This window comes from Polaribacter marinivivus, from assembly GCF_042651285.1.
Taxonomy (GTDB): Bacteria; Bacteroidota; Bacteroidia; order Flavobacteriales; family Flavobacteriaceae; genus Polaribacter; species Polaribacter marinivivus.
Window position 1 is genome coordinate 979,455 of the sequence record NZ_JBHSCY010000001.1, and the last position, 22,380, is coordinate 1,001,834.

Genomic DNA, 22,380 nt, shown 5'->3' on the forward strand with positions numbered 1-22,380 from the left:
TGATGTATATAAATTAACATGAAAAAAATACTTTTTCTTTTCTTTTTTTTTAATTTAATAAACATCTATTCTCAAGTTGATTATAGTGATTCTTGGGAAGATTTTTTCTCTTACAACAACGTTAAAGACTTTGTAAAAGTAGATAATATTATTTATGCTTTAGCAGACAATGCTGTTTTTACCTACAATGAGTCAACTTCAGAAATTAGTAAATTTTCATCTATTCAAGGTTTATCTGGAGAAACAACATCAAGTATTCATTATAATAACACATTTAAAAGATTAGTTATAGGTTATGAAAATGGTTTAGTAGAGGTTATAGATGATGATAGTTCAATTACCATTTCTTCTGATATTATTAACTTTAACCAATCTAGTAATAAAAGTATAAATCATATTTCTGAATCTGGAAATACACTTTATTTATCAACTCCATTTGCCATTGTAGAATATGATATTGAGAAACTAGAATTTGGAGACACTTTCTTTATTGGCAATGGCTCATTATCATTAGCCATAAACAAAACTGTTATTCAAGATAGTAAAATTTATGCTGCAACAGAAGATGGTCTTTTTACTGCAGATGTAACAAGCAATCTTTTAATTGATTTTAATAATTGGACTCAAGAATTTTCTGGAAGAAACTTTAGCAACATAGAAAGTTTTAATCATCAGATTTACCTAACAGAAAATACTATTCTATATCAATATGAAAATGGATTGTTAAATCAGCAAAGAAATTTTTTTGAAAGTATTACAAATATAGACGCAACAACAAATAGTTTAACTGTATCTCTTAATAAAAAAGCGATTGTTTTAGATGCAGGTTTAAATCAAACAGTAGAATTTAATACTACAACAGATTTTGATTTTACACTATCAAAAGCTATATATGAGAATAATACAATATATCTTGCAACATCAGAATATGGTGTTTTAATATCAGATAATATAGTAAACCCTTATCAAGAAATACATCCAGAAGGACCTCTTTTTAATGAAGCTTTTAACATAGATGTTTTAAATAGTAATTTATGGGTGGTTTATGGTGGTTATAGTGTAGTTTATGGGCCTAATTTTATTAGAAAGGGATTTAGTCATTTTAATGGAGAAAACTGGATTAACACAAGATATGACCCAACATTTCCTTTAACGGATTTAAATTACATTTCTATAGATCCAAATGCAGAGAATAGAGTTTTTTTAAGCTCTTTTGGTGACACAAGAGATGTAAACAGTACCTTAACAGGAGGTTTATTAGAAGTAGAGAATGATGTTATAAAAACATTTTACAATCAATTAAATAGTCCCTTACAAGATATAGAGGCTAATGATCCTAATAGAGTTACATTAAGAATTAGTGGAACTGTCTTTGATAACGAAGGTAATTTGTGGGTAACAAATATTGGTGTGCCAAACGAATTAAAAAAGTTAAGTGCTTCTGGTCAATGGACAAGTTATGATGTTTCTGCTGCAAAAACTAGAAATGCATTTGGTTTAAGCGAAATAGAATTAGATAGATCTGGGAATGTTTGGTTTGGTACTAGAGGAAATGGAGTTTTAGCTTTTAATGAAAGAGCTAATACAGCAAAATCTTTAATAGCTACACCCAATTTAGGTAATTTGCCAGATGCAAATGTAAAAACAGTTGCAATAGATAGAAGTAATAGAGTTTGGTTAGGTACAAGAAGTGGAATGGTCGTTTTTAGAAATGCATCAAGTATTTTTACTTCTGATGTTGTAAATGCCCAACCTATAATTATAGAAGAAAACGGAATTGGAGAAAGACTTTTAGGAGACCAAAATGTAAATTCTATAGAAATTGATGGAGCAGATAATAAATGGTTTGGGACAGATTCTGGAGGAGTTATTTATACAAATCCTTCTGGGTTAAGAACAATAGCTAATTTTAGTAAAGAAAATTCTCCTTTACCTTCCAATAGAGTATTAAAAATTAAAGTTGATGATAGTTCTGGCAAAGTATATTTTGCTACAGATAAAGGTATTGTTGCTTATAATAGTAATGTTGCACCTTTTGGAGACACTTTAGGAGAAGTTTATGCTTATCCAAATCCTGCTTTAAAAAACCATGCAACAGTTACAATTACAGGAAGAAATGGAACAACTTTACCTAAAGGAACAAACGTAAAAATTCTTGATGTTGCTGGTAATTTGGTTTATGAAACAAATGTAATTGAAGGACAAGAATTACAAGGTGGTAAAGTGGTTTGGAATAAAAAAAATCTTGCTGGTAGATCTGTAGCTTCTGGAGTTTATATTGTTTTACTTACTAATGAAGATTCTTCTGAAACATCAACCACAAAAATTGCGATTGTAAATTAATGTCAATTATTACTACAAAAGCTATTGTATTAAGCTCACTAAAATATGGTGAAACAAGTTTAATTGTTAAATGTTTTACAGAACAAGAGGGATTAAAATCTTATTTAATTAAAGGTGTTTTATCTTCAAAAAAAAGAAATATAAAAGCCGCTTATTTTCAACCTTTAAATCAACTTTCTTTAACAGCAAATCATCATCAAAAATCGAATTTACATCACTTAAAAGAAGTGCATGTAATACATCCTTACAAAACCATCTACGCAGATATTGTTAAGCAATCTGTAGTCTTGTTTTTATCAGAAATGCTAACTAGTGCAATTAAAGAAGAAGAACAAAACATTCCATTATATAATTATTTAGAAAGCGGTCTTAATTGGTTAGATGTACATGATAAAATTGCAAACTTTCATTTATTATTTCTTTTAAATTTAACTAATTTTCTTGGTTTCTATCCTGATGTGTCAAATACAGATAGTAAATATTTTAACCTCTTAGAAGGCAATTTTACTTCTCAAGATTATTATAAAAATAGTATTTCAGATAATGAACTTTATCAATTTAAAAAGCTGTTAGGCATAAATTTTGATAGTATAGAAAAAGTTACTTTCAGTAAAAATGAAAGACAACTAGTTTTAAAAATTATTATTGAATATTTTAAATTACATTTGGGCAATTTTAAAAATCCGAATTCTTTACAAGTTTTAGAAACCATTTTTAGTTGATGATGAGGTACAGTGTTTTTGTTTTTTTATGTTTTGTGTATAGTATTTCTTTAAGTCAAAACGTTAAAATTTTAGATAAAGAAACAGGAAAAAGCATTAGAAATGTAACTGTTTTTAATGATAGCAACTCCATTTCTTTAACCTCTAATAATGATGGCTTTGTAGACATTAGTTCTATAAAAGAAAGTGAAACAATATATTTTTCTCATTTATCTTATGCTATTTTTAGTATTACAAAGGCGAAATTAAGAAAGCAAGATTTTATAGTTTACTTATCTAAACAGTCAGAACAGTTAGATGAAATTATAATCTCATCATTTAAAAAAGCAGAAAAAAGAAAAAGAATAGCAGAACAAATTGCTGTTGTTTCTCTAAAAGATATTCAAAAAGTATCTCCACAAACTTCAGCAGATTTATTGGCTACAATACCAGGTATCAAAGTTCAAAAATCACAATTTGGTGGAGGTAGCCCTGTAATTAGAGGAATGGAATCTAACAGAGTGCTTTTAGTGGTAGATGGTGTTAGAATGAATAATGCAATTTACAGAAAAGGACATCTGCAAAACTCAATCACATTATCTCCTAATTTACTAGATAAAACAGAAGTTATTTTTGGACCTTCTTCTGTAATATATGGTTCTGATGCTTTAGGTGGCGTAGTTCATTACTACACAAAAACGCCTAAATTATCTGAAGAAAAAAAAGTTACAAGTCAATTTTTTTCTAGATTTTCAACAGTAAATCAAGAAATAACAACCAATGTTTCTGCAGAAATTAGCTTTGCAAATTGGGCTTCATTTACAAGCATATCATATTCAGATTTTGGAGATTTAATGGCAGGTAAAAACAGAAGACATGGTTTTAAAGATTGGGGTAAAGTATTTTATTTTTCAGAAAATGTAAATGGTAATTACAATCCAAATCCTACCTTAAATGCAGACCCTAATTTATTAAGAAATACAGGTTATAATCAAACAGATGTGCTTCAAAAGTTTTTTGTGCCTTTATCTAAAAATACTGATCTAAAAATAAACCTACAATACTCTAGTTCATCAGACATTCCAAGATTTGATCGTTTAACAGAGTTAACAAATAGTTCAGACCCATCTTCTTTAAAGTTTGCAGAATGGTATTATGGACCGCAAAAAAGATTATTAATTTCTTCTCAGTTGTTATTAAACCCAAATAAAAATTGGTTAGAAAGTGGTGCAATTACAACAGCATATCAAAATGTTCAAGAAAGTAGAATTCAAAGAAAATTTGGAAGTTTAGATCGTTCTTACAGAGAAGAAACTGTAAATATTTTAAGTGTTAATGGAGATTTTTCTGTATCATTAACAGAAGATAAAACAAGAACTTTAAGTTACGGTTTTGAAGTTGCATACAATGATGTAATGTCTAATTCTTATGGTCGAACTTTAAATATTTCTAATGGAGAAATTGATGGTTTTTCAGGAGATTTTAAAGTACAATCACGTTATCCTGATGGAGGAAGTGATTTTTTAACATCAGCTATTTATGTAGGTTATAGACAAGATTTAAATAGCAAGTCTACTTTAAATACAGGTATAAGATTTACAAACATAAATAAAAACGCAACTTGGATAGATGAGACATTTTTAACCTTTCAAGACAAATCAATTTCTAGAAATAATTCTGCAATAACAGCAACTTTGGGTTATGTATATAAACCGAATACAAATTGGCAGTTAAATGGAGTATTATCTTCAGGCTTTAGATCTCCAAATATAGATGATATTGGTAGAGTAAGAGAAAAAGCAGGTAATGTAACCATTCCAAATATTCATGTTTCTCCAGAATTTGCATACAATGCAGAAATAGGAATTCAAAAATATTTTAATAATAGAAAGTTTAGAATTGGAGGTAATTTTTATTACACATTATTAGATAATTATATTCAAAGAGACTTTGTTTATAATCCAGATGGTTCTATAAAACAAGTACAGTTTGATGGTGATTTTGGTAACGCTGTTAATAATCAAAATAAAGGAACTGCTTATGTTTTAGGTTACACAATAAACTATTTAGGTAAAATATCAAAAACCCTAAATACAGAAGGATTTTTAACATATACAAAGGGTAGAACTTATGACACAGACGAACCTATGTCTTCTATACCTCCTTTATTTGGCCAGTTTTCTATCAATTATAAAAAAGAGAAAATAGAATTAGGTTCTGTAGTTAGATTCAATGCTAAAAAAAATATAGAAGATTTTAATTTTACTGAAGGTATAGATAATCATGAATTAACTCCTGTTGTAGACCAAAATGCAACAAATGATATTGATAAATTCTATGGATCTCCAAGTTGGATTACTTTAGGTGTAAATGGAAGATATGTTGTAAGCGATAATTTTTCTGTACAAGCAAGATTAGATAATATATTTGATGAACATTACATCGAATTTGCTTCAGGAGTTTCTTCTCCAGGTAGAAATTTGTCAGTTTCTTTTATGGCATCATTTTAAAATTACAGACTTTTTTATTTCTTCTTTCCTTCTTCAGTAAAATTTTCAGAAATAGCTCTTTCAGTTTTTACAATAGCAACTAAAATAGATAATGCAACTAAAACCATAGGCTGCCAAGTTAATTCACTTTTAGCAAAATTAGCTAAGACTAAACTTGCTAAAAAAGATAGACCACTGTATTTAACAAAAGCTTCATTAAAAGTTTTATTAGCAAAGTCCCAAATTTGTTGATTTAGCATGGTTTTATGAGTTCTATAACCATATAAATTATTTATTTTTTTTGGTGGAAATTTCCAAAATATAATACTCAATAAAAATAAGACGCCATTTGTGGTTAATACGTAAATAAATGGATTCATGTTTTAATATTTTATTTGTTAATTGGTCTCATTAATCCTTCTTGAGAAAATGAGGCTACAAGTTTACCTTCTCTAGTAAAAATATTGCCTTTTACTAACCCTCTTGCACCAAATGTATTTGGAGATTCTGCAGAAAATAACATCCAGTCATTAAAATCAAAGTCTCTAAAAAACCACATAGAGTGGTCTAAACTAGCAGTCATTGTATTCGCAAAACTATATTCTTTTCCATTAGGATTAAAAGCTGCATTTAAAACATTATAATCAGAAATATAGGTAAGAATCTGATGCTTTAAAGCAGTATCCATTTCAGGAATCTCTCCTTTTAATTTAAACCAAATATGTTCTATTGGTTTTTTATTTTCTGGTTTTAAAGGGTTTTTAACTTCTACAGGTTTAAAATCTACAGGTCTTTTAATACTTAAAAAAGACTTTATAGATTTAGGTAAAACAGCTCCGAACTTATCAACCATATCTACCCAACTTAACAGTTCTTCTGGCTGTTTTAAATTCGATTCCATTTGTGTTTGATGTTCAAAACCTTTTTCTTTTTTATGAAAAGAAGCTGCTAAAATAAATATGGTTTTTTGGTTTTGAGAAGCAGTAACTCTTCTAGTAGAAAAACTACCACCATTTCTCATTTCATCTACCTTATATTGAATGGGTAAAGTTAAATCACCAGCTTCTAAAAAATAAGAATGTAAAGAGTGCAGAAATCTATTTTCTGGAACTGTTCTATAAGCTGCATTAATAGCTTGTGCAAGTACTTGACCTCCGAAAACAATAGCACTACCAATAGTAACACTAGTTCCAGAAAATGTATGGTTATCTAATTTATCTAAATTTAAAAGAGCTATAAGTTCTTTAGTATTATTCATTTTTGATATTTTTAAAGGGGAAATGTTGTCTAAAAGGAGATGGTTGTATGTATTGTAAAAACAGTTTTACTATTTTATTTGTTATACCTTTTTTATGTCTTAAATACATTGTTAAATCTTGAGGTTTTGCCCCAACAGAACTTTTAATTTCACTTGCAGTTCTTCCAAAATTTAAAGTTTTTATTTTTTTTGCAATAGCAATTTGAATATAGTCATACAACATTCTTTGATAAATAGCATATTGTCTATTTAAACTATAATCTAAACCTACAAAATGTGCATCTAGAGAGTTTTGATTAATCATGCCAGACATAAAACCAACAATTTTACCATCTAACTCATAGGTTTTAAGAATATATTTTTCACCAAAAGCACTTTTTAATGTTTTATAACTTTCTAGATTAAAATGGCTCAAATTAAAATCTGCATTATTTACAACTTTCTTATAAAGAGAAGTCATTTGAGGTAATTTATTCTCAATGTTATGATCGTTAACTTCTTTAATAATAATGTCTTTACTTAATTGTAATGCTTTTTTTGCTTTTACTCTAAATTTAGTTTTTATTGCATTTAAGTAATCTTCAAAAGAGATCCAATCTTCATTTATTTCTAAAATCATATTTGGTTCTACAGAAAATGGATGGTAGTTGTAGTTCTTTAATTCATCTGTTATAAATAAAGATTCATTTACAAAATCTTTTAGTAAAAAGGCGTCAATATTTATACTATTATTTGAGTTTACGAAATGTAAAATAGCTTTAGCAAGGTTTTTAATAACTTGTTTTTTATCTTGATTATGAGTTATAAAAATACCATGCTCACCACTTACAAATGTATTACCAGATATAAGCAGTTTTAAAGCTTTTTTATTTGGTAATATGTATAGTTTTCTTAATAGATTTTTTATTTTTCTTATAAAATCTTCAAAATTAGTTTTTACTGTATCTAAGTAAAAATCTACTATTTGAATTGAAGCTAAAGCAATTGGTTTATTAGAATTATCTACTAAAACTATATAGTAAAAATTAATTTCAGAATGATTTATTTCTATTGATTTTAAAAAATCTCTATGAAAATATAAATTATTTTCACACTCTAATTGAGTCCAAATTTCGTTAGAAATTTCATCAATAGAAGAAAAAAATAATGCTGTATTTGAATTAGAAGAGAAATTCAATAGATTTTTAATGATTTTGTTTTAATCAAACGTAAAATTACGCATTTATTAAAAAAGGATATTTAAAATGTTAATTATAACTTTTCTTTAACAAAGTAATGTCACATAAAAAAGTCATTTGAAAATGTTAAAAGTATCTTTGTGTCTTATAAAAATCCGTTACCAAAATAAACTTAAAGGTATTATAACTAACCAATTATGAGAAAAATAATTCTAGGAATTCTAGGTGTTTTACTAATTGCAGGAGCAATTTTTTTAGGAAAGTATTTTATAGATAATAATCAAAAACCAAAACCAAAGTTTAAAAAAATTATAAATACGGTTTTTGTAAGTAATGTAGAAAACCAATCTGTACCAATTATGTTATCTGCTAATGGTAATTTAGTAGCTAAACATAAAATAGACATTTTTTCTGAGGTTCAAGGAGTATTACATACATCTAATAAACTATTTAAACCTGGTACAAAATATTATAAAGGTGAAACTTTATTAAGTATTAATAGTGAAGAATTTAGAGCCAGTTTACAATCACAAAAAAGTAATCTATATAATTTAATTACTTCTATTTTACCTGATATTCGTTTAGATTATGCTTCTGAGTTTACAAAATGGGAAAGCTATTTAAAAAGTTTCGATTTTAAAAAATCAGTACCAAAATTACCAGAATTTTCATCAGATAAAGAAAAGTATTTTATTTCTGGTAGAGGTATTTTAACAGCTTATTATAATGTAAAAAATTTAGAAGTAAGACTTGCCAAACATCAAATTAAGGCGCCTTTTACTGGTGTTTTAACAGAAGCTTTAGTTACTTCTGGTTCTTTAGTAAGATCTGGTCAAAGATTAGGTGAGTTTATAGATACAAGTGTTTATGAATTAGAAGTTTCAATTAATGCAGAATTTGCAGACTTACTAAAAGTAGGAAATACTGTGCAATTATCTAGTTCAAACAATACTACTATTTATACTGGTAAAGTTGCAAGAGTAAATGCTAAAATAGATCAAGTATCTCAAACTATTTCTGCATTTATAGAAGTAAAACATCCAGACTTAAAAGAAGGAATGTTTTTAGAAGCTAACTTAAAAGCAAAATCAATTGATGATGCAATAGAAATTTCTAGAAAATTATTAGTAGATAATAAAGCAGTATATACTGTTAAAAATGATAGTATTTTAAAATTACAAGCTGTGAATGCAGTTTATTTTGGTTCAGAAAGTGTAGTGATTAAAGGTTTAGAAAATGGAGCAAAAATTTTATCTCAACCTTTACCAGGTGCATTTGATGGTATGATTGTAAAAATCAATAAAAAGTAATTGTAAGATGAGAAAAATCATAAGTTACTTTATAAAATATCCTGTTGCAGTTAATGTAGTAATTATTGCATTTTTTGTATTTGGAATAATTGGAGCTTTAAAAATGAAGTCTTCCTTTTTTCCATTAGTAGACTCACAACTAATTAATATTAGTCTAACTTATCCTGGAGCTTCACCTGCAGAAATGGAAGAAGGTGTAGTTTTAAAAATAGAAGATAATTTAAAAGGAATTGTTGGTGTAGATAGAGTAACATCTATCTCAAGAGAAAACTCTGCAGTTGTAAATGTAGAAGTAGAAAAAGGTAAAAATATTGATGTTGTTTTATCTGATGTTAAAAATGCTGTAGATAGAGTGCCTTCTTTTCCTTCTGGAATGGAACCACCAGTAATCGCAAAAGTAGAAAGTATAAGACCTACTATAAGTTTTTCTGTTAGTGGAGAAAATGTTTCTTTAAAAGCACTAAAACAATATGCCAGAAATATAGAAAACGATATTCGTGGTATAGAAGGTATTTCTCAAATAGTTATTTCTGGTTTTCCAGAAGAAGAAATAGAAATTGCGGTTAGAGAAAATGATTTAAGAGCTTACAATTTATCATTTACAGAAGTTGCAAATGCTGTTAGAAACGCTAATATTTTAGTAACTGGGGGTAATATTAAAACAGATCAAGAAGATTATTTAATTAGAGCTAGAAACAAATCTTATTATGGAGTTGAGCTTCAAAATTTAATAGTTAGAACTCAACAAAATGGAACGATTATTCGTTTAAAAGATATTGCTAATGTAAATGATGTATGGTCAGAAAATCCAGATAGGTTGTACTTTAATGGAAATTTAGCAATTAACATAACTATTAATAATACCAATAGCGAAGACTTAATTTCAACAGCAGATAAAGTAAAAGAATACATTTACGAATACAATCAAAAGCAGCAAAACATACAATTAAATGTTTCTAGTGATTCTTCTACTACACTAAAAGGAAGAACACAATTATTAATAGAAAATGGGGCAGTAGGTATTTTATTAGTATTGTTCTTTTTAGCATTATTTTTAAACTTAAGATTAGCTATTTGGGTTGCTTTTGGATTACCTGTAGCTTTCTTAGGTATGTTTGTTTTTGCTTCTCAATTTGATGTTACCATTAATGTTTTATCATTATTTGGGATGATCATAGTAATAGGTATTTTGGTAGATGATGGAATTGTAATTGGAGAAAATATTTATCATCATTATTACGATTTAGGAAAATCTAAAATAAAAGCAGCTATAGATGGAACTATGGAAGTTATTCCACCCATTATTTCTGCAATTTTAACCACTATTATTGCATTTTCTACATTCTTTTTTCTTGATGGTAGAATAGGTAGTTTTTTTGGAGAAGTTTCTACAATTGTATTGTTAACCTTAAGTGTTTCATTAATAGAAGCTCTTATTATTTTACCTGCTCATATTGCTCATTCTAAAGCTTTAGATAGAAAAAGATTAGAAAATGGAGAAGAGAAAAAGACCAATGCAATAGATGCTTTTTTTAAAAAAATAAATAAGGCAGCAGACCAAGGTTTATCTAAATTTAGAGATAAATATTATGTACCTCTTTTAAGTTTTACATTAAAACATAGGTTCTTTTCTTTTTGTATTCCTGTAGCTATTTTAATTTTTAGCTTTATGGCAATTGGTGGTGGTATTGTTAGAACTTCATTTTTCCCTAGAATTGCTAGTGATAGGGTTCAGATTACTCTTACTATGCCACAAGGAACTAACGAAAAAATTACAGACTCAATTATATCTTCAATAGAGGATAAAGTTTGGTTAGTAAATAACGAGTATACAGCTAAACAGACAGATAATTTACAAGTAGTAGAAAATGTAATTAGAAGGGTTGGCCCTGGAAGTGCAAATGCTACTTTAACTGTAAACCTTTTGCCTGGAGAAGCTCGTGATTTTTCATCCCCAGAAATTACAAATTCAATTAGAGAAAAAGTAGGTAAGGTCTATGAAGCAGAAAGTTTGGTTTTTGGTTCTGGAGGAAATTTTGGAGGAAGCCCAGTAGCTATCTCATTATTAGGGAATAATATTACTGAATTAAAAGCGGTAAAAGAAGAGTTAAAAACTGCTTTAGAGAATAATCCATTATTAAAAGATGTAACAGATAATGATCCTGCAGGTATTAAAGAAGTTAGAATAAAATTAAAGGATAATGCTTATTTGTTGGGCTTAAATTTACAGTCTGTAATGCAACAAGTACGTTATGGATTTTTTGGTTTTCAAGCACAACGTTTTCAAAGAGGTCAAGATGAAATTAAAGTTTGGGTTCGTTATAACAGAAAAGATAGATCTTCTATAAAAGATTTAGATGATATGCGAATTATTGCTCCAAATGGAACACGAATTCCACTCTCTGAAATTGCAGATTATACAATTGAGAGAGGTGATATTGCTATAAATCATTTAGAAGGAAAACGAGAAATACAAATTACTGCAGATTTAAAAGAAGTAAAAGGTAGTGCAACAGAAATATTAGATGATATTAAGTCTAATATTATGCCAGAAATATTGTCTAAATATACTTCTGTAACTCCAATTTACGAAGGTCAGAATAGAGAGCGTAAAAAGACAACAGACTCAGCAAACGGAGTTTCCTTAATCATTTTAGGACTAATTTATATAGTTATTGCATTTACATTTAGGTCTTACTCACAACCATTTTTACTTATAATATTAATTCCTTTTAGTATGATTGGTGTAGTTTGGGGTCATTTTATTCATGATTTTGCCATCGGAATTTTATCCTTCTTAGGTATTATTGCACTTATAGGAATTATGGTAAATGATGGTTTAGTATTGATAGGTAAATTTAATAATTATCTAAAAGAAGGCATGAAATATGATGATGCACTTATAGCTGCAGGAAGATCTAGATTTAGAGCTATTTTCTTAACATCGTTAACAACAATCGCAGGTTTAGCGCCTTTAATTTTTGAAAAAAGTAGACAAGCTCAATTTTTAATTCCTATGGCTATTTCTATTGCTTATGGTATTGCAATTGCAACATTATTAACTTTATTAGTATTGCCATTATTACTATCAAGTTCTAACTTTTTTAAGGTAAAAATGAAGTGGTTAATTACAGGTAATAATGTTACTAAAGAAGAAGTAGAAAGAGCAGTTATAGATTCTAAATACGATGAAAATGAAATATAATAAACTCACATTTGTTGTCGTTTTTTTATCGACATTTTATAGTTTTTCTCAAGAAATACTTACAAAAAAAGAAGCTTTAGCAATAACGTTAAAAAATAATTTTGGAATTAAAATTGCCAATAATAATTTAGAAATTGCTAAAAATAATAGCGATATTTTAAACACAGGTTTTTTACCAATTGCAACTTTAAATTCAGGTGCTACTTATCAAAGAAACAACCAGAGTTTAACGTTTACAGATAGAAATACTGGTAACGATTCTGAAATTTCTGGAAATGGTGTTGTATCTAAAAACTACAATGCTTCTTTAGGTGTTAATTATACCATATTTGATGGTTTAGGAAGAAAATATAATTATAAACAATTAAAAGAAACTTATAATTTAACAGAGTTACAAGCTAGAGAAACTATAGAAAACACCTACTTACAACTCTTTACAATTTACTTTCAAATTGCTAGATTGTCAGAAAACGCAAATAATTTAAAAGAAGCTTTAAGTATTTCTAAAAGAAGATTAAAACGTGCTAAATATCAATATGATTATGGACAATCTACTAAACTAGAATTATTAAATGCACAAGTAGATGTAAATAATGATAGTATTACTTATATATCAGCTAAACAGCAACTTAGTAACGCAAAAAGAGGTTTAAATGTAGTTTTAGGTGTAGATAAAGAAACAAATTACAATGTAGAAACTGTAGTTGAATATAATAAGCTACTAAATCTAGAAGAACTTGAGCAAAAAACCATTGCAAATAATTCATTATTAAAGCAAAATGAAAAAAATATAGCAATAAGTGAATTTAATATAAAAGTAAATAAGTCTAACTATTTCCCAACATTAAATTTTAATGCTTCATATGGTTTTAATAGAACAGAAAATGAGAATTTAATCAACCCATTTGGTGCTAAATTAATTACTTCAGATGGTTTAAATGCAGGCTTAAATTTAACTTGGAATATTTTTGATGGTGGTACAAGAAAAACTAGGGTAGCCAATGCAAAAATTGCTTTAGATAACCAACAAATTGCTTTAGAGCAACAAAAAGTTACCATTAAAAACAATCTAAAAAACACTTGGGAAAATTATAATAATCAATTGTTTATATTAAAAGCGCAAGAGCAAAATGTACTAAGTAATCAAAATAATTTCGAAAGAACACAAGAACGTTTTAACCTTGGACAAATAACTTCTGTAGAGTTTAGACAAGCACAAATAAACCTTATTAATGCTAAAACTGCTTTAAACAATGCAAAGTTTGATGCTAAACTAATAGAACTTCAATTACTACAGTTAAGTGGAGATATATTAAATGTAAATTTTTAAAACTTGATTTTTATCATATAATGTAGATTTTTTAAATAGTAACTTTATTTAAAATTTATATTATGAGCCTAGTTAATTTACTTTTAGTGTTTAGCCCAATATTAAGTGCAGTTGCTGTAGTTGTATTTTTAGTTTTTCTTTTAACAGTTAGTGTTATTTCTGACTCTATTAAGAAAGCTTAACTATTAATTGATTTCATAGTTTTTTTGGTATTTTTAAAATAAAATTATGAGTAAGTTTTTAGAATTTATAAATCAAGACAAACCTGTTTTAATAGATTTTTTTGCAACTTGGTGTGGTCCTTGCCAAACCATGTCTCCAATCTTAAAGCAAGTTAAAGATGATTTAGGCGAGAGTGTAAAAATTCTAAAGATTGATGTTGATAAAAATAAAGCACTAGCTAATAAATTTCAAGTGAGAGGGGTGCCTACTTTTATACTTTTTAATAAAGGCAAACAAGTTTGGAAGCAATCTGGACTTATAACAAAAAGCGATTTAAAACATATAATTTTAAAAAATCAAAATTAATTTTAACCAAAAAATTTAAATATGAGTTTATATAATTTACCTTTAGTATCTTGGGCAAATGGTACTGTAATGATCGGTGTTTTTGTGCTAGTTGTAGTTGGTTTGATTTTAGCTGTTTATCTTTTAATGAATAGTGATAAAAAAGCCAATTGAATAAGAATTGAAAAAAATACAACCGAGTTTAATACTCGGTTTTTTTATGTCTAGTCTTATTGTTATTTTTTATGAAAATATATTTTAATGCCTAACTACTTTAATGATTTAGTAACAAATTTTGGATATTCTTGAGAAGAAGAGTTAATTTCTGAAATTCAAAAAATTGGTTATCCAAAAGTTATCTCCAAAAATAAAGAAATTATAGATATTGGAGATTATATAAAGTTTATGCCCCTTTTGTTAAAGGGAGCTATAAAAATTCAAAGAGAAGATGCTAATGGAGATGAATTGGTATTATATTATTTAGAGAAAGAATATACTTGTGCAATGACTTTATCTTGTTGTTTATGAGAAACAAAAAGTAAAATTAGAGCAGTAGCAGAAACAGATGTATAGTTAATCATGATTCCAAAAGCAAAAATGGGAGAGTGGTTTAGCAAATATCAATCTTGGTAATCTTTTATCTTACAAAGCTATGGTTATACATAATGACATCATAATAACAACTCATAAAGAAATTGCTGAAGATTTGCATACCTCTAGAGTTGTCATTTCTAGGTTATTAAAAAAATTAGAAAATGAATCTAAAATAAAGTTGCATAGAAATAGTATAAAAGTGCTTCAACTGTAACCTTTGTTACCAAAAATGATAAGAGATCGTTTTATCTTTGAAATAAAAAGATGAAATATTTTCTAGTTGTTTTCGTGTCTTTATTTCTTTTAAGTTGTTCTAATAAAACTAAAACTTATAACAATAAAACAGACTTAGCTTTAAAATCTAATATAGGTAAAGAGCTAATGCAGAATAAATGTCTTATTTGTCATAGTAATACAGCAAATCATTCTTCAAGAATTGCACCTCCTATGTTTGCTGTAAAAAATCATTATCTAAATAAAAATACGACTAAAAAAGAGTTTATAAGTGATATCCAAAATTGGATAAAAAACCCTACTCAAGAAAATGTAAAAATGCATGGAGCTGTCAAAAAGTTTGGGATTATGCCTAAACAAGTTTTTTCTGAAAAAACAATTGAATATATTGCTTCTTATATGTACGATAATGAATTAGAAAAACCAAAAGGATTTCATAAAAATCATAATGGTAAAGGAAAAGGAAAAGGCATGAAAAATGGCATAGGTAAAGGTAAACACCAAGGCATGGTCAAATATGGTAATAATATGGATGCTAAAACAAAATCACATAAGAAAAAAGGTGTTCAAATAGCTTTAGCAACCAAAACTGAATTAGGAAAAAATTTGATGAAGAAAATTCAAAAAGAAGGAACTCTTGAAGCATTAAAATTTTGCAATATAAATGCTTTACCCATAACAGATAGTATGTCTAAAGTTCTAAATGCTAATATTAAAAGAGTTTCTGACAAACCAAGAAATTTAAAAAATAGAGCAACATTTGAAGAAGAAGGTTATATAAAGATTTTTAAACAAGAAATTTTGGAAGAGAAAGAAGCAAATGCAATTGTTAGAGAGGAAAATAATACTGTTAATGTCTATTACCCCATCAAAACAAATGGTCTGTGTTTGCAATGTCATGGAAATCCAAAAACAGATATTAAGGAAAATGTTTTGGCATCATTGAAAGAATTATATCCAAATGATAAAGCAGTTGGATATAGTATTAATGAAATTAGGGGAATTTGGAAAGTATCGTTAGAAAAATAATTATATAAGCATGAATAATTTTACAGAAATAGTAAATCAAAATAAACCAGTTTTAGTAGATTTCTTTGCTGAATGGTGTGGCCCATGTAAAATGATGAGTCCAGTTTTAAAAGAGGTGAAAGATAATTTAGGAGATAAAGTAACTATTTTAAAAGTTGATGTAGATAAAAATGCTGCAATAGCTAGTAAGTTTCATGTTAGAGGCGTGCCAACTTTTATCTTATTTAAAAATGGGAAACAAGTTTGGAAACAAGCAGGTTTAATATCTAAAACAGATTTAAAACAAAAAATACTAAATGTCTAATATAGATTTATCTGAAAAATCTTGGGATAATCGTTATCAAAACCAAGATATAGGTTGGGATTTAGGGAAAGTTTCCACTCCTTTAAAGGCTTATTTTAATCAACTCAATAATAAAGATCTTAAAATTTTGATTCCTGGTGGAGGTAATTCTTATGAAGCTGAGTACTTGTTTAATTTAGGGTTTAAGAACGTATTTGTTGTTGATTTATCAAAAACTGCTTTAAACAATATCAAAAAGAGAGTTCCAAATTTTCCAGATTCACAATTAATTTTAGGTGATTTTTTTAATGTAAATGATACATTTGATTTAATTGTAGAACAGACTTTCTTTTGTGCTATACATCCTTCATTGAGAAAAGATTATGTTTCTAAAATGTATAACTTATTAGAAATAAATGGAAAATTAGTAGGTGTATTATTTGATGCGCCTCTATACAAAAACAGACCTCCTTTTGGAGGCTCTAAACAAGAATATTTACTTTATTTTAAGAAACTTTTTAAAATAAACATTTTCGAAAAATGTTATAATTCTGAACCCAGTAGAAAAGGGAAAGAACTTTTTATAAAACTGATTAAATTTTAACATTCATTATTTTTATTTATTCTAAATAAACAATTATCTTTGCAGCAATAGTATAGCAAATGATTGTTTTTTATCAAAAAGAGACTACAAAAGTTACACAATTACAAACAACAGCAGTTTGTGATTCTTCATGCTTAACCAATTGCTTAAAGCCTAAAAGTAAGTGTTGTAATAAGTATAAAAAAAAGGGCATCAATTGTAAAAGATGCCCAAAAATTTTATTAGAATCTGCTTCTTAATATTTATTTAAAAGCATTCAATCCAGTTACATCTAACCCTGTTATTAACAAATGTATATCATGTGTACCTTCGTAGGTAATTACACTTTCAAGATTCATCATATGACGCATTATAGAATATTCTCCAGTAATACCCATTCCACCTAACATTTGTCTTGCTTCACGTGCAATTTTTATAGCCATTTCTACATTATTTCTTTTAGCCATAGAAATTTGAGCAGAAGTAGCTTTTCCTTCATTCTTTAATGTTCCTAATCTCCATGCTAATAATTGAGCCTTAGTAATTTCTGTAATCATTTCAGCTAACTTTTTTTGTTGCAATTGAAATTGACCAATAGGTTTACCAAATTGTTCACGTTCTTTTACATAACGTAAAGCAGTATCATAACAGTCCATTGCAGCACCAATAGCACCCCAAGAAATTCCATAACGTGCAGAATCTAAACATCCTAAAGGGGCTCCAAGACCAGATTTATTAGGTAATAAATTTTCTTTTGGTACCTTAACATTATCAAAAATTAATTCACCAGTTGCAGAAGCACGTAAAGACCATTTATTGTGAGTTTCTGGTGTAGAAAATCCTTCCATACCACGTTCTACGATTAAACCGTGAATTCTTCCTTCTTCATTCTTAGCCCAAACTACAGCAACTTGTGCAAAAGGAGCATTTGAAATCCACATTTTTGCTCCATTTAATAAATAGTGATCACCTTTATCTTTAAAGTTAGTTTCCATTCCTCCAGGGTTTGAACCATGATTGGGTTCAGTTAATCCAAAGCAACCCATCCATTCTCCAGAAGCTAATTTTGGTAAATATTTTTTACGTTGTTCTTCTGTTCCATATTTATAAATAGGATACATAACTAGAGAAGATTGTACAGATGCAGTAGAACGAACACCAGAATCTCCACGTTCTATTTCTTGCATAATTAATCCATAAGAAATTTGATCTAAGCCAGCACCACCATATTCTTCAGGAATGTAAGGGCCAAAAGCACCAATTTCTGCTAAACCATTAATAATTTGATGAGGAAATTCAGCTTTTTGAGCATATTCTTCAATAATTGGAGATACATCACGTTTTACCCAATCACGAGCAGCTTCTCGTACTAATTTATGTTCATCACTTAATAAATCATCTATATTGTAATAGTCTGGTGCTTGAAATAAGTCTGGCTTCATATAAATCTACTTAATTATTTTAAATGTGTAATTTTAAACAAAAATACAATTATTTGTTTAATATAAAACAAGTGTATTTTCAATTTTAAAAATACAAATAATTAAAATTTCGTATAAAGTTATTCTATAAAAGTTATTGATTTCATTTAAGTTTGTATCAATGAAGTTTACTTTAGGAAAAAAAGAACGATTAAAAAGCAAAAAGCTTATTGAACAGCTTTATGCTGAAGGAAAATCTATAAAGGTTTTTCCTTTTAGAATGGTTTTTTTACAAGTTCAGCACACTTCTGATTTTCCTTGTCAGGTTGGATTCTCTGTTCCTAAAAGAAATTTTAAATTAGCTGTAAGCAGAAATCGAATTAAAAGATTAATGAGAGAAACGTATCGTTTACAAAAAAATATTGTTTACGATAAAGTAGATAAACCTTATGTTTTTATGATTTCGTATATTGGTAGAGAAGAAATGAGTTACCAAGAGCTATATTTTAAAACGAAAAAGCTGCTTGAGTTATTTATAGAAAAAACTAAAAAATAGACAAAAGGATGAAGTTTAAATTTTCAAACAAAACAATTTTAGTTGTAGTTGCAGCAACAATGTTTTTAAGTTATTCTTTTAAGTCTAATTTCTTTGAGGTTGCTAAACAAATTGAAATATATAACTCTCTTTTTAAAGAGTTAAATATGTATTATGTAGATGAAATTAACCCTGCAGATTTAACAGACAGAGCTATAAAAAATACCTTAAAAGATTTAGATCCTTACACAAATTTTTACAATGAACAAGATGTAGAGGATGCTAAAATTAGAAGAGAAGGACAATATGGAGGTATAGGAGTTTCAGTTTATTATTTAGATAAAGGCATACAAATTAAAGAGATATATCAAGGTTATGCAGCAGATAAAGCAGATTTGAAAGCTGGTGATATTATTACATCTGTTGATGGGCAATCTTTATTAAACATGGAAAGAGAACAACTTTCTATGTATTTAAAAGGAACACCAAATAGTAAGATTTCAGTTGAAATTGAAAGGCAAGGAAAAGTCTTAAAAAAAGAAATAACTAGAGAAAAAATAGAGGTAAATCCTGTTCCTTTTTCCAAAATGATAGATGAAGAAACTGGTTATATTGTTCTAACAAGATTTAATAATAAAGCATCATCAGAAGTTAAAAAAGCATTTAGGAAATTAAAGTCTGAAGGGATGCAAAAATTAGTTTTTGATTTGCGTTCAAACCCAGGTGGTTCTCTTTTAGAAGCTATTAATATTTCTAACTTTTTTATTCCAAAAGGTAAAACTATAGTTACTACTAAAGCTAAAATAAAAAAATGGAGTAATACTTACAGAGGTAGTAATGAACCTTTAGATTTAGAAATTCCAATAACAGTTTTAATTAATGGTAGTTCTGCATCTGCATCAGAAATTGTAGCTGGGTCTTTACAAGATTATGATAGAGCTGTAATTTTGGGCGAACGTTCTTTTGGTAAGGGCTTAGTTCAGCGTCAAAAAGAATTAACCTATGGGACTCAATTAAAATTGACAATTTCTAAATATTATACACCAAGTGGAAGGTGTATTCAAGAATTAGATTATACAAATAGAGATCTTAAAACAGGTAAAGTGCCTAAGTTTTCAGATAGAATAGTTAATAAATTTAAGACTCAAAATGGAAGAATAGTTTATGATGGTGGAGGTATTTTACCAGATGTAAAGACAAACTCTTCAGATAAAACAGATTTAACCAAAGAATTATTTCAATCTAAGGCTATTTTTAATTTTGCAACAGATTATTATCATAATAATCAGAAAGTTGAAAAACTTGAAGATTTAAATATTCCAGCAACTATTTTTAAAGACTTTATACAATATCTAGAAAAAGATACCACTTTTGTAACTCAACAAGAAAAGCTTTTTAAAGAAGCTTTTAATTATGCACAAAACCAAAATATAAGTAAAGAACTCAATAAAATACAAGAAGAGTTATACAAACAAAAAGTTGATGAAATTTCAAAAAATAAAGAAGAAATAGAAGAAGAAATTATTGATGAAATAATATTAAAATATTTTTATAAAGAGGGTGTTTTTATAGATGATTTAAAAAATGACAAAACCATTATAGAAGCAGTAAAATTATTGAAGAACACAAAAGAGTACAATAGAATTTTATCCTCTAAATAATTCTATATTTGCTTATCAAAAAAATAAATGCAACAAGTAAAAAACATAGATAGAACTAGAGCACAAGAATCTACCAATGCCATAGAAAAATTATATATTTCTATGAGACATTTATTTAGTAGAGGCTTTTACAAACCTATGGGTGTTTCTGGTGAAACGTTAAGGAAATCGCTTTTGCTTTTACGGCCAGAAATTTATGGTTCTATTGCAGAAGAAAGAGTAGAATTAAATGGATTAATTTATGTCATAGAAAGATTACCTGAAGGCATAGAAGAATGTCAGTTTATTAATTTAACTGCTGATGAAGGATATAAAAACTCTCACTTTAAGCCTATAATTCCTCCTAAAAGAAGAAGAAATTGTTATAGAATAGATAAAGATCAAATGAATATTGAGATTACAAGAGGGAGATCTGAAATCTATGATATACTTACACATTTGACTTTTTTATTTATAGAATCTCATAAAATTCAAAATAGAGTTACTATAAATGAGGGTGAAAATTTTACTAGAGAATGGAAACATTTAGAAGATGTTATTTTACATGATAAAGTAATTTCTGAGAAAGAAAAAGAAGTACTTATAGTTCATTTAGGTAATATATTAGGAAGAACATTTAACGAAGTTCTTGCAGCTTACAAAGTATTTTCTACTGAAAAAAATCCTCATAAATTTTTTAAACTCATTTATTGGTTAGGTAAATTAGCTATATATGAAGTATTAGAAAGTAAAAAAAGAACCATTACTTTTAGTTCGGTTTTAGTAGAAGAAATTGGTCATCACATTTATGGTGAAATTTGGGCTAATGAAATAAAAAATGTATTAAATCATTATAATCTATTAGAAAGACCAATTCATATAATTAGTGCAAATATGCATAGCGTTTTAAACTCTATCTATGCAAAGAATGCACTACAAAAAGAAAGTATTTCAAAAAAAGACTTTGATTTATTTCAATTACTGAGCGATAAAAAAAGTAAAGAATTACAAGAAAAAGTTAAGGACTTTGCCTTAAGAAATGGATTAATCTTTATTGATGATAATTCAGGGACAAACATAGATGTACAAATAATTGATACTCATAAAATAAACTTTGATATTCTATCGTTTGAAAAAAGAGAAAACACAGAAGAAAATCCTGTAATTATTGTTATGGATTATGCTTTTGGAGAACAAGCTTATGAAACTATGGATGAATTACTTAAGCCTTATATTGGCGAAAGTAAAAATATACATTTAGATGTTAAGTCTGTCTCAATTATGGGTAAAGCAGGGATTTTAGAAGGAGGCAAAGGAGATATAATGATACCTAATGCCCATATTTTCGAAGGAACAGCAGACAATTATCCTTTTGAAAATGAATTAAAAAAAGAAGATTTAGAAGGATTTGGAGTAAAAGTTTTTGATGGATCAATGGTGTCAGTTTTAGGAACATCTTTACAAAACAAAGATTTACTAAAGTTTTTTCATGATTCTACTTGGAATGTAATTGGCTTAGAAATGGAGGGAGCTCATTATCAAAAAGCAATTCAATCTGCATCTAGAATTAGAGATAATATTTCTAAAGATGTAAAAGTAAGATATGCTTATTACGCCTCTGATAACCCTTTAGAAACAGGAGCAACATTGGCATCAGGAGGTTTAGGTATGACAGGAGTTGTGCCTACTTATGCGATTACTCAAAAAATATTAGAACAAATTTTTAACAGTTAAAATTAT

The 22,380-nt window shown here is 27.6% G+C and carries 18 protein-coding genes and 1 pseudogene; 15 read left to right on the top strand and 4 right to left on the bottom strand.

Features of this window, described 5'->3' with window-relative positions; all coding sequences use genetic code 11:
• Positions 1 to 18 precede the first annotated feature (18 nt).
• Genes porZ through ACFOWD_RS04610 form a run of 3 tightly spaced genes read left to right on the top strand, consistent with a single transcriptional unit; the run spans position 19 to position 5,554 of the window.
• Positions 19 to 2,343 (top strand): type IX secretion system anionic LPS delivery protein PorZ, encoded by a 2,325-nt coding sequence (porZ, locus tag ACFOWD_RS04600; protein WP_377408503.1) that lies wholly within the window; start codon positions 19 to 21, stop codon positions 2,341 to 2,343.
• Positions 2,343 to 3,065 (top strand): DNA repair protein RecO, encoded by a 723-nt coding sequence (gene recO / locus ACFOWD_RS04605; RefSeq protein WP_298991277.1) that lies wholly within the window; start codon positions 2,343 to 2,345, stop codon positions 3,063 to 3,065. Before porZ ends, recO begins: the two co-directional genes overlap by 1 nt.
• The gene (locus ACFOWD_RS04610; RefSeq protein ID WP_377408505.1) at positions 3,065 to 5,554 is read left to right on the top strand and encodes a TonB-dependent receptor plug domain-containing protein; all 2,490 of its coding nucleotides are present in this window, start codon (positions 3,065 to 3,067) and stop codon (positions 5,552 to 5,554) included. The genes recO and ACFOWD_RS04610 overlap by 1 nt, the downstream gene beginning before the upstream one ends.
• Before the next feature lie 14 nt (positions 5,555 to 5,568).
• Here the strand turns inward: ACFOWD_RS04610 and ACFOWD_RS04615 are convergent, their stop codons facing one another.
• Genes ACFOWD_RS04615 through ACFOWD_RS04625 form a run of 3 tightly spaced genes read right to left on the bottom strand, consistent with a single transcriptional unit; the run spans position 5,569 to position 7,968 of the window.
• Positions 5,569 to 5,913, bottom strand: coding sequence for an SdpI family protein (locus tag ACFOWD_RS04615; RefSeq protein WP_298991282.1), 345 nt, complete (start codon positions 5,911 to 5,913; stop codon positions 5,569 to 5,571).
• 11 nt (positions 5,914 to 5,924) lie between these two features.
• Positions 5,925 to 6,791, bottom strand: a complete 867-nt coding sequence (locus ACFOWD_RS04620) for an acyl-CoA thioesterase (RefSeq protein ID WP_298991284.1) — start codon at positions 6,789 to 6,791, stop codon at positions 5,925 to 5,927.
• Positions 6,784 to 7,968 carry a peptidogalycan biosysnthesis protein gene (locus ACFOWD_RS04625; protein ID WP_377408508.1) on the bottom strand — a complete coding sequence of 395 codons (1,185 nt, stop codon included), beginning with the start codon at positions 7,966 to 7,968 and terminating at the stop codon, positions 6,784 to 6,786. Before ACFOWD_RS04625 ends, ACFOWD_RS04620 begins: the two co-directional genes overlap by 8 nt.
• Positions 7,969 to 8,166: 198 nt before the next feature.
• Between ACFOWD_RS04625 and ACFOWD_RS04630 the strand changes: the two genes are divergently transcribed.
• The 9 genes and pseudogenes from ACFOWD_RS04630 to ACFOWD_RS04670 all read left to right on the top strand — a co-directional run bounded on the left by ACFOWD_RS04630 (position 8,167) and on the right by ACFOWD_RS04670 (position 17,065).
• Positions 8,167 to 9,279, top strand: coding sequence for an efflux RND transporter periplasmic adaptor subunit (locus tag ACFOWD_RS04630; protein WP_377408510.1), 1,113 nt, complete (start codon positions 8,167 to 8,169; stop codon positions 9,277 to 9,279).
• 7 nt (positions 9,280 to 9,286) lie between these two features.
• Positions 9,287 to 12,484, top strand: a complete 3,198-nt coding sequence (locus tag ACFOWD_RS04635; protein ID WP_298991291.1) for an efflux RND transporter permease subunit — start codon at positions 9,287 to 9,289, stop codon at positions 12,482 to 12,484.
• On the top strand, positions 12,474 to 13,814 hold the full coding sequence (locus tag ACFOWD_RS04640; protein WP_377408512.1) for a TolC family protein: 1,341 nt from the start codon (positions 12,474 to 12,476) through the stop codon (positions 13,812 to 13,814). Before ACFOWD_RS04635 ends, ACFOWD_RS04640 begins: the two co-directional genes overlap by 11 nt.
• A 228-nt stretch (positions 13,815 to 14,042) precedes the next feature.
• Positions 14,043 to 14,342, top strand: a complete 300-nt coding sequence (gene trxA, locus ACFOWD_RS04645; RefSeq protein ID WP_298991295.1) for a thioredoxin — start codon at positions 14,043 to 14,045, stop codon at positions 14,340 to 14,342.
• A gap of 21 nt (positions 14,343 to 14,363) precedes the next feature.
• Positions 14,364 to 14,495, top strand: coding sequence for a hypothetical protein (locus ACFOWD_RS04650; protein WP_298991298.1), 132 nt, complete (start codon positions 14,364 to 14,366; stop codon positions 14,493 to 14,495).
• Between the two features lie 147 nt (positions 14,496 to 14,642).
• Positions 14,643 to 15,129, top strand: a pseudogene (locus tag ACFOWD_RS04655) (Crp/Fnr family transcriptional regulator).
• 50 nt (positions 15,130 to 15,179) lie between these two features.
• Positions 15,180 to 16,178 carry a Tll0287-like domain-containing protein gene (locus ACFOWD_RS04660; protein ID WP_377408515.1) on the top strand — a complete coding sequence of 333 codons (999 nt, stop codon included), beginning with the start codon at positions 15,180 to 15,182 and terminating at the stop codon, positions 16,176 to 16,178.
• Between the two features lie 10 nt (positions 16,179 to 16,188).
• Complete coding sequence (trxA, locus tag ACFOWD_RS04665; protein WP_298991303.1) at positions 16,189 to 16,482, top strand: thioredoxin; 294 nt, start codon at positions 16,189 to 16,191, stop codon at positions 16,480 to 16,482.
• Positions 16,475 to 17,065 carry a methyltransferase domain-containing protein gene (locus ACFOWD_RS04670; RefSeq protein WP_377408517.1) on the top strand — a complete coding sequence of 197 codons (591 nt, stop codon included), beginning with the start codon at positions 16,475 to 16,477 and terminating at the stop codon, positions 17,063 to 17,065. The genes trxA (ACFOWD_RS04665) and ACFOWD_RS04670 overlap by 8 nt, the downstream gene beginning before the upstream one ends.
• A gap of 242 nt (positions 17,066 to 17,307) precedes the next feature.
• On the opposite strand, the gene ACFOWD_RS04675 is transcribed toward ACFOWD_RS04670, so the two are convergent.
• The gene (locus tag ACFOWD_RS04675) at positions 17,308 to 18,486 is read right to left on the bottom strand and encodes an acyl-CoA dehydrogenase family protein (RefSeq protein WP_377408519.1); all 1,179 of its coding nucleotides are present in this window, start codon (positions 18,484 to 18,486) and stop codon (positions 17,308 to 17,310) included.
• A gap of 160 nt (positions 18,487 to 18,646) precedes the next feature.
• Here ACFOWD_RS04675 and rnpA point away from each other — a divergent pair, with 160 nt between their 5' ends.
• The 3 genes from rnpA to ACFOWD_RS04690 are packed head-to-tail and all read left to right on the top strand — an operon-like array spanning position 18,647 to position 22,374.
• Positions 18,647 to 19,021, top strand: coding sequence for a ribonuclease P protein component (rnpA, locus tag ACFOWD_RS04680; RefSeq protein WP_377408521.1), 375 nt, complete (start codon positions 18,647 to 18,649; stop codon positions 19,019 to 19,021).
• A gap of 8 nt (positions 19,022 to 19,029) precedes the next feature.
• Positions 19,030 to 20,661: a S41 family peptidase gene (locus ACFOWD_RS04685; protein ID WP_377408523.1), complete on the top strand. Its 1,632-nt coding sequence runs from the start codon at positions 19,030 to 19,032 to the stop codon at positions 20,659 to 20,661.
• A 27-nt stretch (positions 20,662 to 20,688) separates the two neighbouring features.
• A complete protein-coding gene (locus ACFOWD_RS04690) occupies positions 20,689 to 22,374 on the top strand; it encodes a DUF6909 family protein (protein ID WP_377408525.1) in 1,686 nt (561 codons plus the stop codon).
• Positions 22,375 to 22,380 lie beyond the last annotated feature (6 nt).